The sequence below is a fragment of the Pseudovibrio sp. W74 genome, assembly GCF_001623085.1.
Lineage (GTDB): Bacteria > Pseudomonadota > Alphaproteobacteria > Rhizobiales > Stappiaceae > Pseudovibrio.
Genome location: NZ_LMCJ01000060.1, coordinates 166,744 through 179,444 on the forward strand (window position 1 = coordinate 166,744; position 12,701 = coordinate 179,444).

At 49.4% G+C, this 12,701-nt stretch carries 14 protein-coding genes; 8 read left to right on the forward strand and 6 right to left on the reverse strand.

Annotation, left to right across the window (positions count from 1 at the left end; genetic code table 11):
• Positions 1-2 precede the first annotated feature (2 nt).
• Positions 3-815, reverse strand: a complete 813-nt coding sequence (locus PsW74_RS25905) for an AraC family transcriptional regulator (RefSeq protein ID WP_063289573.1) — start codon at positions 813-815, stop codon at positions 3-5.
• 147 nt (positions 816-962) lie between these two features.
• On the opposite strand from PsW74_RS25905, the gene PsW74_RS25910 reads away from it, so the two are divergent.
• Positions 963-1,499, forward strand: coding sequence for a peroxiredoxin-like family protein (locus PsW74_RS25910; protein WP_063289574.1), 537 nt, complete (start codon positions 963-965; stop codon positions 1,497-1,499).
• Positions 1,500-1,562: 63 nt separating this feature from the next.
• Here the strand turns inward: PsW74_RS25910 and PsW74_RS25915 are convergent, their stop codons facing one another.
• Both PsW74_RS25915 and PsW74_RS25920 read right to left on the reverse strand, forming a co-directional pair.
• On the reverse strand, positions 1,563-2,612 hold the full coding sequence (locus PsW74_RS25915) for an FUSC family protein (RefSeq protein WP_063289575.1): 1,050 nt from the start codon (positions 2,610-2,612) through the stop codon (positions 1,563-1,565).
• A gap of 11 nt (positions 2,613-2,623) precedes the next feature.
• The gene (locus PsW74_RS25920) at positions 2,624-3,607 is read right to left on the reverse strand and encodes an HlyD family secretion protein (protein ID WP_193775977.1); all 984 of its coding nucleotides are present in this window, start codon (positions 3,605-3,607) and stop codon (positions 2,624-2,626) included.
• Positions 3,608-3,966: 359 nt separating this feature from the next.
• On the opposite strand from PsW74_RS25920, the gene PsW74_RS25925 reads away from it, so the two are divergent.
• From PsW74_RS25925 to PsW74_RS25955, 7 genes are all read left to right on the forward strand, one after another.
• Positions 3,967-4,479 carry a hypothetical protein gene (locus PsW74_RS25925; protein WP_063289576.1) on the forward strand — a complete coding sequence of 171 codons (513 nt, stop codon included), beginning with the start codon at positions 3,967-3,969 and terminating at the stop codon, positions 4,477-4,479.
• A gap of 224 nt (positions 4,480-4,703) precedes the next feature.
• Positions 4,704-6,908: a phosphoribosylformylglycinamidine synthase subunit PurL gene (gene purL, locus PsW74_RS25930; RefSeq protein ID WP_063289698.1), complete on the forward strand. Its 2,205-nt coding sequence runs from the start codon at positions 4,704-4,706 to the stop codon at positions 6,906-6,908.
• Between the two features lie 114 nt (positions 6,909-7,022).
• Positions 7,023-7,256 (forward strand): BolA family transcriptional regulator, encoded by a 234-nt coding sequence (locus tag PsW74_RS25935; protein ID WP_057462580.1) that lies wholly within the window; start codon positions 7,023-7,025, stop codon positions 7,254-7,256.
• Between the two features lie 130 nt (positions 7,257-7,386).
• The gene (gene grxD / locus PsW74_RS25940; protein ID WP_063289577.1) at positions 7,387-7,722 is read left to right on the forward strand and encodes a Grx4 family monothiol glutaredoxin; all 336 of its coding nucleotides are present in this window, start codon (positions 7,387-7,389) and stop codon (positions 7,720-7,722) included.
• A gap of 160 nt (positions 7,723-7,882) precedes the next feature.
• Complete coding sequence (locus tag PsW74_RS25945; protein ID WP_063289578.1) at positions 7,883-8,788, forward strand: FkbM family methyltransferase; 906 nt, start codon at positions 7,883-7,885, stop codon at positions 8,786-8,788.
• Positions 8,789-8,829: 41 nt separating this feature from the next.
• Complete coding sequence (locus PsW74_RS25950; RefSeq protein ID WP_063289579.1) at positions 8,830-9,492, forward strand: HAD family hydrolase; 663 nt, start codon at positions 8,830-8,832, stop codon at positions 9,490-9,492.
• 93 nt (positions 9,493-9,585) lie between these two features.
• Positions 9,586-9,777: a hypothetical protein gene (locus PsW74_RS25955; protein WP_057462584.1), complete on the forward strand. Its 192-nt coding sequence runs from the start codon at positions 9,586-9,588 to the stop codon at positions 9,775-9,777.
• A gap of 553 nt (positions 9,778-10,330) precedes the next feature.
• Here PsW74_RS25955 and PsW74_RS25960 read toward each other — a convergent pair.
• From PsW74_RS25960 to rpsD, 3 genes are all read right to left on the reverse strand, one after another.
• Positions 10,331-10,828 carry a hypothetical protein gene (locus tag PsW74_RS25960; RefSeq protein ID WP_063289580.1) on the reverse strand — a complete coding sequence of 166 codons (498 nt, stop codon included), beginning with the start codon at positions 10,826-10,828 and terminating at the stop codon, positions 10,331-10,333.
• Positions 10,829-10,927: 99 nt separating this feature from the next.
• Positions 10,928-11,893, reverse strand: coding sequence for a tRNA 2-thiocytidine(32) synthetase TtcA (ttcA, locus tag PsW74_RS25965; RefSeq protein ID WP_063289581.1), 966 nt, complete (start codon positions 11,891-11,893; stop codon positions 10,928-10,930).
• A gap of 132 nt (positions 11,894-12,025) precedes the next feature.
• Positions 12,026-12,643, reverse strand: a complete 618-nt coding sequence (gene rpsD / locus PsW74_RS25970) for a 30S ribosomal protein S4 (protein WP_063289582.1) — start codon at positions 12,641-12,643, stop codon at positions 12,026-12,028.
• Positions 12,644-12,701 lie beyond the last annotated feature (58 nt).

The following is a 12,701-nucleotide window of genomic DNA, read 5'->3' on the forward strand; positions in this document are numbered from 1 at the left end:
CACTAAGCAGCCACAACTGTTTTCGTTGCAACATTGCGAGGAAGCTCATTGTAGCGCCGCTGATAGGCCCGTGACAACGCCGTCGGTGAAGCAAATCCAACCCGTGCTGCAACGCTTTTCAAAGGGCGCCCAGCCTCTAGGTCCAATTTAGCCAATGCCAGTCGCCAGTTGCTCAAATACGACCCTGGCGTCTCCCCCATGACCTCCTTGAAGTGCACAGCAAACTGCGTGCGCGACATGCCAGCAACTTCTGCAAGACTTTCCAGTCGCCACTGCTTGGAAGGGTCTTCATGGATGGCAATAAGTGCTTGCGCCAGATTAGGATGAGCCAAACCGGCAATCAAACCACTGCAAGCAACACCGGACCGCACCGCATGACGCAGCAGCCGGATCACGACCACTTCACACAAGCGATTGATCACGGCAGCACTTCCACATCGAGGTGAAAGCACTTCTTCCACGACCAATGCAGCAAGACTCTCCAGCTCCGGTGCATCCTTGAGGTAAATCTCCACGTAATCAGGCAAAGCAGTGCTCAGCTGTGATCCCGGCCCACCAAACTCAACCCGAGCTCCGGCAAGAACAACAGTATCCTCGCAGATACGCTTAACTTCAGTAGGATTATTGGGACTGGCAGGGAGAAACACAAGCTTCCGGAAACCTTGCATACACCGAAGAATAAAAAAGTTGCCCTGAAGCACCTCATCCTCAGTGTTTTTAAGAATATGTGCCTCCACTTTAAAGCGTTCAATAAGCGAAGAAAGGCGATCGTATCGCAGCTCTCTCGGTTTCACCTCAGCAAGTGCAGTGGCCATATCCGAACTCTCAGTCAGTTATTTCGAACAAAAAGCAATTAAACGTTCAATATCATATCAAATAGAAATCGACCACTGCTAATTGCCCTTTCAAAAAATCGAATTGAGCAAAGCTACAAAAAGAAAATTTAGCTCAGGAGAATAATAATGCTTATCCCTCGCAAGCCAGTCCCAAGCTTATCTGTGAACCTTCTTGGTGGTGGTACATTCGATCTGTCAGCCGATGCTTCTGACTTTGCCACTCTGGTCGTTTTTTACCGTGGTCTGCACTGTCCCATTTGTGCAACCTACCTGAAAGAACTGGAACGCCTGACACCAGAGTTTGAGGAACGTGGTGTGAAAACCATCGCCCTCTCAACCGATACAGAGGACCGTGCCCAAACATTTTCCAATGCGATTAAAGCAGATAAACTGCGCGTTGGTTATGGCGTTACTCTGACAAAAGCACGTGAATGGGGTCTGTTCATTTCAGCAGGCCGCGGAAAAACGTCTATCGGTATCGAAGAGCCAGGTCTCTTTGCTGAACCAGGCCTGTTCTTTGTAAAGCCTGACGGCACTCTCTACTTCGGGAATGTGCAGACTATGCCGTTTGCACGTCCTGACTTTAAACCAATGCTCGGTGCTCTCGACTTCTGCATCAAGAATGATTATCCCGCTCGCGGTGAATACACCGGGGCTCTTTAATCAATTGTACCACAAACACTTTTCTTGATGCACAGAGAGGCTGTGATTTCACAGCCTCTCTTTTTATTGGTCATCTACTTTTTGCGAAGATTTTTCATCGGCAATATACTCAATACTCTTGAGTTCAGCCCCTTGCCAAATTCTGACAGCATACAGCACTATAATTCCCAGGACCGCCCCCAAAAGCACGCCAACCAAACGGTCAAGCACCCCTTCGATATTGTCAATCGGCCCGGAAGACGCAAGCGCAGCAATAACAAAGGCATAACCGCCTTGTGTCCCAGCATAAGCCCAATAACTTGTGCTATGATGGAGTGAACAGAGAAAAAACAGCCCGCAAAAAACTGCGATCACCCACCAGAAGAATGACTGCAGACCCAGCACAACTAACAGTAAACCCAGCAAGCCACCGATAAGGCACCCAACAGACCTGTTTAAGGCAACTTTCTTCACATCTTGAACTGGCCCATATAAGACCACAAGAGACGTAATCGTGATCTGCACCATAGCAACCAGATCATGCTTCACATAAATGATTGGTGCGGCTACCGCGACCACTGCACCTGTAATGCAAAGAGCTGTAACCCAGCTATGGTCAACTTCCTCAAGCCTGCTAATACCAATGGGGCCAAAACCAACCTTGATTGAGCTACCCTTGGTCAACCAATACATAACAATCGTAGCAACCCCAACCCCAATCAAAACAGTAACGCTCCGGTCTACCATCTTAGAAAAGAGCGCATCTATCTCAACCACTGAGATATAAATTGCAAGCATCGCTGTAATGATCCCAAGCAACCAGGCGTAGCTGTAATCTGGACTTGCCATCCGTTTATAAACCGCGAGCGCAGCAAGTCCTCCAATTGAAATCACTTGGAAGATCGGAATGTTTCTGAACATAATAGCAAGCATGTAGCCAAATGCAGCGCCAGCAAGCGTACCAAAAAGCCGCTGAGCTCCTTTGCGCCACACATTGGTCCAATCGGCATTAGCAACAGTCATGGCAGACATCGCCGCCCACCAGGGATCATCCGCATCCACAACAAGCGCAACAACAGAAGCAAGTGTCACCATCAAAGCAGTTCGAAAACCATTATGATAATCCAGCTTCATCTGCTTCTCCCCTAATGCACAAGGAAGATGCGAGCGTCACCGCCATGCATCGGCTGATGATTTTTAAGGTATTCGCCCATATCAATCTCGACAGGAAAGCGTTGAGAGAGCCGGATCCACGCAGTTGTCAACGGGATATAAGGCAACACCCTCGAATCTGCATCCATTCTCGATACACCGCGCCCGATTGATCTCACTGTGCCTTTATGAATGCGATAAGGATCACTGGAAACTTGAAACCACACCGTTTGCCCCGGAATGAGACGAGCTGCGTGACGCTCAACTAGGTTGGCAATGATCCTCCAGTTGCTATTGGTGATGAGCGCCAGTTGAGGAACCCCCTCCAGTACATAATTACCCGGATTAACCGAATACTCACTAACCACACCATCAACAGGCGATAGAAGCGAGGACTTGCGAAGGTTATATTGCGCCAGAGCAGTAGCAGCTTGAGCCGCTTCATAAGTAGAGCGCATCACCTCAACCAAGTGCGTTGCCGCTCTCAAAGCATCACGTGTAGAGTCAGTTTCCGCGTTAGCTTCTTCCAACGAGAGTGTTATGTTATCCAAACGCTGCTGGGTGACAAAACCATTGTCCGTAAGCTCTTCAAAACGCTGCTGCTGTGCAGACAGATTGGCAACCTTGGCAACAGCCGCTGTCACAGCAGCCTCGGCAACCTGCACCTCCGCCTCAGACCGACGCAGATTTGCTAGAGACATCGCCTCTTCTGCACGGGCTTCCTGAACGGCCAAAGCAAACGGTTCAAGATCAATCTGCATAAGAAGCTCCCCCGCACCGACTTTCTGGTTTCGGTCAACGGGAACTTCTGTAACAAACCCGGAAATTTCTGGAGCAACGCGCACAACATCAGCGGAAACATAAGCATCAGCAGTGTAAGTGATGTAATAATCCTGTACCACATAAGCGCCGATCAAGGCGCATGCGCCTAAGATCACCTTGATCGGACCACTTATATGATAAATGCCTCCAGGCACCCTTTATCTCCGCTCACCTGACACTACGCAAAACATAAGTATCGGCGAATTCTTGTTAGACAAACCAGCGTCAAAAACTGGCAAAAGGCGCCTATTTGGAGGCACGAGAAAGCATCGCAAATGAGGGTTTTAAAATCGTGAAAACCATCCCTCTAAATTCAAAGTAGGTAGTAAATACAGTAAGTTAACGAAGATTTCTGAAATGTGAAGTTTTTACACGTGCTCGTTGCAGAACGCGAAACAAAAACCTAACCAGTTCAAAAGGTCGTCGTTGAAACGAGATCAGCAGGTGTGGTTGCATCGCGAAAACGCATAGGCTTGGCCCAGTTGTCAGGCAAACCTGCAAAGGACTATCTGTGATGCCCCCCCTCGCGAAAAGAATTGCCGTCCTCGGAACCGTTTTCGCCACCACATTTGCAGCGACAACGCTCAACGTCAATGCAGCACAGGTTAATGCTCGAGCCGCAAGCTTCTCCCACACAGGCCAGTTGGCCACCTTTGGCCTCTACAACAACGCAATCGTGACGGATCAGCTCAATCTTAAGCGCATCAACGCTGATTATATCTTCTTAAGCGATAACCCAGAGGACCCTTTTGACTTTGTATCAGGCAGTTGCTTCGGAGGTGCTGTCGTCAAAAACATGCAGGTCCAAGGCGGTGGCGTCTGCAGTTTGAAAGATAAGAATGGGACGCCCTTCGCTCTCAGTTATGAAATCACGACAGTTAAGAGTGGAACCTACTCCGGCAACTGGGCAATCCTTGGTGGTGATCAAAAATGGGACACAGCCAAAGGCAGCGGCACATGGAGCAGAATGGCTCTTCCCAATAAGTCCATGTCCGTCACCACAATTCAGGGCGAAATAACCTTCTGACAACCCAAAAATCGCCAATCAGAGGTGAAAATTTTTTCAGTCAATTCAAGAAATTACAACCTGCTTACTTTCCAACAAAGCGACTTGACGTCAAGCTGCAAAAAACCATGCCTAGGCAGCAAAAAAACCAAAAAAACGGTGTCGACAGTTTCCATTTTCCTATGAATCCTGTTAAGCAGCCCGTGACATTTGGCCCCGGCGCACTGCGCCCAAATTTTCTGAGTGTGATGATCCAAAATAGCGTCAAGATCACCCCCGAACTCATTGAGGCCCACGGTCTTAAGGAAGATGAATATGCTCGCATCCTGGAGCTGATTGGCAGAGAGCCAACCTTCACCGAGCTCGGAATTTTCTCCGCAATGTGGAACGAGCATTGCTCTTACAAATCCTCCAAGAAATGGTTGAAGACACTCCCAACTACCGGACCTCGTGTTATTCAGGGACCGGGCGAGAACGCAGGCGTTGTCGACATCGATGACGGGCAGGCAGTCGTCTTTAAGATGGAAAGCCACAACCATCCGTCTTACATTGAGCCATATCAGGGCGCAGCAACTGGCGTTGGTGGCATTCTGCGCGACGTGTTCACCATGGGTGCACGTCCGGTCGCAGCCATGAACGCTCTGCGCTTCGGTGAGCCAGATCATCCACGCACCCGCCACCTTGTATCCGGCGTTGTCTCCGGCGTAGGTGGATACGGCAACTCCTTCGGTGTCCCGACAGTGGGCGGCGAAGTTGAGTTCCACAAATCCTACAACGGAAACTGCCTGGTCAACGCATTTGCAGCGGGCCTTGCAGATTCTGACAAGATCTTCCTGTCTGAAGCAAAAGGGGTTGGCCTTCCTGTAGTCTACCTTGGCGCCAAAACAGGTCGCGACGGCGTGGGCGGCGCCACAATGGCTTCTGCTGAGTTCGACGATTCCATTGAAGAGAAACGTCCAACTGTTCAGGTTGGTGACCCATTCACTGAAAAGTGCCTGATGGAAGCCTGCCTTGAACTGATGAAGACCGGCGCAGTCATCGCCATTCAGGACATGGGCGCAGCTGGCCTCACCTGTTCAGCAGTTGAAATGGGTGCAAAAGGTAACCTCGGCATCGATCTGGATCTCGACAAAGTCCCAGCCCGCGAAGAGAACATGAGTGCCTATGAGATGATGCTCTCTGAAAGCCAGGAGCGCATGCTCATGGTTCTAGAGCCATCCAAGGAAAAAGAAGCCGAAGCCATCTTCACCAAGTGGGGACTGGACTTCGCAATCTGCGGCGTGACCACAGATACCCTGCGCTTTGTTGTGAAGCAGCACGGTGAAGTCATGGCCGATCTACCAATCAAGGAACTCGGCGATGAAGCGCCTGAGTATGATCGCCCATGGACACAGTGGCCTGAGCCAGAAGAAATTGCAGCAGCCAATGTTGAAGAGCCAGCAGACTACAAAGAAGCTCTGCTGAAGCTTATCGGTGGCGCTAACGGGTCTTCCCGCCGCTGGGTCTATGAGCAATACGACACCCTCATTCAGGGCAACTCCGCAGCAACTCCGGGCGGTGATGCTGGCGTCATCCGCGTGGACGGAACAGACAAGGGTCTGGCATTCTCCGTAGATGTCAACCCGCGCTATTGCTACGCAAACCCATATGAAGGCGGCAAGCAGGCAGTTGCAGAAACCTACCGCAACCTGTCCGCAGTTGGGTCCCTTCCGCTGGCGATCACCGACAACCTGAACTTCGGCAATCCCGAAAAGCCTGAGATCATGGGCCAGTTCGTTGGCTGCTTGAAAGGCATCGGCGAAGCATGTGAAGTGCTGGAAACTCCGATCGTCTCCGGTAACGTGTCTTTGTACAACGAAACCTACGGCGAGGGCATTCTGCCAACACCTGCAATCGGCGGCGTTGGCCTGCTCAAAGACGTGACCAAGCGCGTTGGCAGTGCATTCGTCAGCATTGGTGAAACCATCATCGTGCTGGGTGGCAAAGGCAAACACCTCGGTTCATCTCAGTACCTGCAGGAAGTTCTGGGCAGCGATGAAGGCGCTCCTCCTTCAGTGGATCTGGAAGTTGAAAAGCTCACCGGAACGTTCGTACGTGAAGCCATCACCGCGGGCCGCATCACAGCAGCTCACGACATCTCGTCTGGCGGTCTGGCTGTTGCTCTTGCGGAAATGGCCATCAAAGGCAAGCTCGGCGCTACTGTAAAGATCACTGGTGAACATCCTCATGCCATTCTGTTTGGTGAAGATCAAAGTCGCTATGTTGTGACTGTGGCAGAGGAAAAGCTCGCTGCCTTCTTGGAAGATGCGATCGACGCTGGTATCAGCACGGAAGAAATCGGTAAGACAGGGGGTGATACTCTTGTTCTTGGTGATAAAATCAGTGCGTCAGTTGAAGAGCTGAACAATGCTTTCGAGGGATGGTTCCCGCATTTTATGCAGGCGAGCTGATACTCGTCCACCGAACTGCTAAACTGAGTTCTAAATAAGATTCGCTTCCCTCTTCATTTATGGTGAGGGAAGCAGCCAAACAGAAGTAACCCAGTCGGGCAAGGAGGCATACCCATGGCCATGGACGCAGGCGAACTACAAAACCTTATCAAAGAGGCTTTGCCAGACGCACACGTGGAAATCAGAGATCTGGCAGGTGACGGCGATCATTACGCGGCTGTCGTTATCTCGGAGAGTTTCCGCGGTAAATCCCGCGTACAGCAGCACCAGTTGGTGTATCAGGCTCTTAAGGGTAAAATGGGCGACGATTTGCACGCATTAGCGTTGCAGACCTCTGCTCCGGAATAACAAAACTAAGGCAGTGCGACCTTTCTCTTGCATTATCCCTGCAAGTTCCCATATGAGTGCCGCACTACGAACAATATACAATCACGGTCACCGGGCTTTGACCCCGGTCGAGCGAAAGGAACTCGACGACATGAGCGATATCCAAAGCTGGATCAAACACGAAGTAGAAAACAACGATGTAGTGCTCTTTATGAAAGGCACTCCAAACTTCCCACAATGTGGCTTCTCCGGCCAGTCTGTGCAGATTTTGGACTACATCGGCGTAAAATACGTCGGTCATAACGTTCTGGAAGACGATAGCCTCCGTCAGGGCATCAAAGATTACAGCCAGTGGCCAACAATCCCACAGCTCTACGTCAAAGGCGAGTTCGTTGGTGGCTGTGATATTATTCGTGAGATGTTCCAGTCTCAGGAACTTCAGGCACTTCTGTCAGAAAAAGGCATCGAGATCGCACCAGCTGCATAAATCTCTGCTGACCATAAAATTCATAAAACGGGCCTTCCATTGAGGGCCCGTTTTTCTATCTAAGCATCCTAGATTAACCATTGCCCACTACCATTTAGCAAGGTTTCCTTAAAGTTACCGAACATGTTAGCCCTGATTAAGTATCAAATCGAGGCAATCAATGGCCGGACCTATCATTAAATTTTCACCAAATGATTTGCGGAATGAAACCTCAATTTGGTTGCAAAACTACCGGAAAAATAAAGCAACTAAACATGGTGAAGATGGCATCATTGGAAAAATTTTTGAGGTCATCGGAACAGAAAATAAAGTTCTGTGCGATGTTGGCGCAGCTAATGGAAAGCTCGATAGCAATTCCTACCATCTACTTGCAAACAAATCGTGGCGCGGAGTACTCTTTGAGCCAACAAAACTGCGTTTCAGGCTGCTAAAAGAACTGTATGCAGATGATGATGATGCAGTGACTTTGTGCACATATGTCGGCCTCCATAAAAGTACTAGACTGGATACTCACCTCGATAATTTGGGCAGTATCCCACAAAATTTCGATTTTCTTTCCATTGACATAGACGGCTGTGACTTTCACATTTGGCAAGACGTACAGCGCTACCGCCCACGCCTTGTCTGCATCGAATTTAATCCCCGCATTCCTCTCGATGTCTACTTTATGCAGGCTAAAGATCTCACTGTGAACCATGGAAGTTCACTGCTTGCAATTTACACCGAAGCTCAGAAAATGGGATATGAGTTAGTCGCGACAACGAAGACCAACGCCTTTTTTGTAGAACACCACAACTATGCAAAGTTCAATATTCCAGACAATACTCCAACTGCTATGCATTTTCTTGAAGGCAAAGAAACAAAGATTTTAATGGCTTACGATGGTCACCTATTCCTCGCTGGCAACACACATCATCCCTGGAAAAACTATGAGATTACGGAGGAAAACATTCAAGTTCTGCCCCCAGACGAACAATTGTGGAAGCCGGATGGACGCCTTGCTTTTGCAAAATTAGATAAGAGAAAAAGTAATAGATGGCTTCCCTTCAAACTATTTCAGAGCTGAGATAGTGTGGCTGCCAATTAGCTCAAAAAAGCAGGCAGCATATGTTTAAGACCATTGTTTTCGATTTGGATGGTACTATTTGCCACCACAAAGCGTCCTACTCCAAAATGTTCTTTGAAATTTTTGGTGAGCAGTTCAACAAGCACAGCGACACTTGGCTACGCCACATGCTGCACAATGGCGAGCACACCGGATTGGAGGCTGTGCAGTCCTGTTTCCCAGACATGCGGGCTGACGAACAGGAGCATGCACTGGCAACGTTCACCCAGAGGTGGGCGGAGGCACAAACTCCTTTCTCTGGCATTTTTGAAGCAATCGCACTTTTGAAGGCAAACTTTGACTGCCAGATTGGTGTCATGACCAATGGCCCTTCAAATTTCCAATGGGCTGTCATGAGCAAACTTGGAATTCTGGATCACGTCGACTTTGCGTACGCCAGTGGTGATACATTCCCGGCGAAATGCAAACCAAGCGTATCCCTTCTTCGCAAGCTTGAGAACAAACACGACTTTATCGCGGAAACAGCTCTGTTCATTGGCGATAATCTGGAAAAAGACATCAAGCCCGCCCGCGAAGCAGGTTGGAGTGCCCTCCATGTTGCTCCCCACGATCAAAAAGCAGATGCCCTACCCCTCAAAAACTTCACAGAAGCAATAGCGCAGGCAGAGTGCTTAGAGGTTAACTGGAGTAGCCCGACCGCTTAACCTTCCTGAACGCTGAATGAACACACCTCTCAGAGCTCTCTCACATTCCCCTTGCTAAAACAGTCTCATCAACAGTTCATCGGGGGATGAAAGATGCAAGTTTATCTGAGAGTTTTGCTCCTAGGCGTAATCACAGGCACCACGATGGGTGCAGTCGCCGCGGCTATTACGCCAACCACGAAGGAAGGCCTCGCCCGTTACGAGTGCAACCACATAACCGTGTTCCAAAAGCCGTCTCTACTAAACGGCCCTGACGCCTGTAAGTACTATGGGGGGATGAAGTGAGAACTCAGCTGCACTCATACTGCTGTTTCACCACGGTGATAACACCGTCTCGTAAGTTAAAGCGCTCAGTCAGCTTGCTACAGCTATCACACAGCGGAACGATCTGAGCCCGACTTCCGCTCAGCCATCTCAGGTGTGATCCTTGGGTGGGTTTTTTATGACATTCTGCATTGCTGCAGGTAGATGGCCAGTCACGTTTTGAATGCCTGATCCAGTGCAACTTCCAGGAACCGCACTGACAGGATTGATCAGCAGTATCTCTCTGCTTTTTCCATCCAATACCGTTCAAGCCATCAATGACCATATTCATAGTTACCTCCAATGCCTTTCGTGGAAAATTCACATCGAGAAACCAAAAAAATATCGCCACGTTAAACCGCGGCTTGATCGCTGAAATTCTGTCTTAACTCAACTTTAGTTACAGGGTCTGGATACAATCTTTATTGAATAGGTAAAATCGCGTAGTTTCTGCAATTATTTCTCGCAGTTTACGTATTTTTATTACCTAACAAGAATTTAAAATACCGCAGGGAATCTCCGGCAACACTGAAAATCAAACACCATTGAGACGGCGAAACTGGTTGATTTGCTCAGCCATTTCTTCTGGAGATTGCTTGTAGGTGCCTGGCAACACCCCATCAACGCCCAATCCACGCACGGCTTGAGCATAGGGAAACTTCCGCTTCCCCTTCAAATCCAGCACAACGCGTTTGGCCAGCTTAAACCCCATAAAGCTGAGTTGCTTTACATCCACACTCTCAATTTCATTCCAGGCCAATCTACGCTTGATGAGAGCACGGTGATAAACAATTCCGTCTTTTCCAATCTCGGCATAATTGAGCGAAGGAAGGTGAAAGATGCAAGCAGTGCCAAGTGCAATGGTAATGCCAATCAGAAAGAACGTGGTGATGCTTATACCAAACACCTCTTCAAGCAACGGAGAGAGATCTGCAAATCCTCGCAACTGTGAGAACACCACAAACATCAGCGCAGTAAAGACGTTTTGCAAAACCAAAGCCGTGTTGCGTGCCCGAAATCGAAGTGGTGTCATGTCTCTATCCAGTGCAGTCGATCAATCTATTGGAAGAAAGCAAAAACCGCTCCATCAAAGGATGCAGCGGTTTAGAATTACAGCAGTTAAGCCAAATGACTAAAACTCATTGCCAAACAGCTTTTCAGTCATCGCATCAGCAGCGGCGCAAGACTCCGGATCACTCTCTCCCTGCTCACCCGTATTAGGACGCAGGCCAACAAAGTCAAACGCCTGTGCATCATGCAAATGAGATGGACGCACATGCGCCAGAGCACGAGCCATAATGCCCAGCCGGCCCGGTGTCTCCTTCTCCCACTGTTGCAACATCTTCTTCACCTGAACACGCTGCAAGCCATCCTGTGAGCCACACAGGTTACAAGGAATGATTGGGAAATCCATTGCCTTGGAGAACTTCTCGATATCCGCTTCAGAGGAGTTCATCAGCGGACGCAGCACCATCAGGTCGCCTTCATCATTCACCAGCTTTGGCGGCATCGACGCCATGCGGCCACCAAAGAACATGTTCATCATAAAGGTTTCCAAAGCATCGTCCCGGTGATGCCCCAGCACAATTGCCTCACAACCCAACTCACGCGCAGTGCGATATAAAATACCGCGGCGCAGGCGAGAGCACAGGGAGCAATAAGTAGACGTTTCAGGCAGCTTGTCGGTCACAATACCGTAGGTGTTCTCGCGCACAATCTTGTTCGGGATCTGGTAGCGCTCAAAGAACTCGGGCAGGATGTGTTGAGGAAAATCCGGCTGGGACTGGTCAAGATTGCAGGCGATCAGGTCAACAGGAAGAAGACCGCGCCACTTCAGATCCATCAACACAGCAAGCAAAGTGTAGCTGTCTTTACCGCCAGAAAGGCAGATGAGCCATTTGGTTTTCTCCGGGCTCGCCCCATCCGGAACCATCTTATAGTCAGAAATTGCCTGACGAGTTTCACGCAGCAACCGTTTACGCAGTTTTTTGAACTCAACCGAACTTGGCACCTCACGGAAAAGTGGATGACACTCTGAATCGAAACTCTTGTCCTCAGCGGCTGTATCAGTGGCGTGTTCTGCGCTTAACTGGCTCATGGCGTTATCTTATCTTCACTCGTTCTCAATCATACAATGGCGAATGCAATATGCTGCGGGAGGAATAACACCACCAAAAGAAAAGGGCCACCCAAAGGGCAGCCCAAATCAAATTCTTCAGGATCAAACCTATTAGCGGGAATAGAATTCCACAACCAGGTTTGGTTCCATCTGAACTGGGTAAGGCACGTCGCCAAAAGCTGGAACACGAGCAAATGTCGCGGTCAGCTTGTTGGAGTCAACGTCAAGGTAGTCAGGAACGTCGCGCTCAGCGGACTGTACTGCTTCCAGTACGATTGCCAGCTGCTTGGACTTTTCACGAACTTCAATAACGTCACCAGGCTTACACATGTAAGAACCGATGTTTACGCGGCGACCGTTTACGTTCACATGACCGTGGTTGATGAACTGACGAGCAGCAAACACAGTGAGAACGAATTTTGCGCGGTAAACAACTGCGTCAAGACGGCACTCGAGAAGACCGATAAGGTTTTCAGAAGTATCACCGCGCTGACGGGAAGCTTCATCATAAGTCTTACGGAACTGTTTCTCAGAGATGTTGCCGTAGTAGCCTTTCAGCTTCTGCTTAGCGCGCAGCTGCACACCAAAGTCAGAAAGCTTACCCTTACGACGCTGACCGTGCTGGCCTGGGCCATATTCACGACGGTTCGCAGGGCTTTTAGGACGACCCCAGATGTTTTCACCCATCCGACGGTCTAGTTTATACTTGGCGCTCTGGCGCTTAGACATCGCAGTTTCCTTAGCGTTTATCTGTAATTTTAAAGGAAACGCGCCCTCCTTTTCCTTC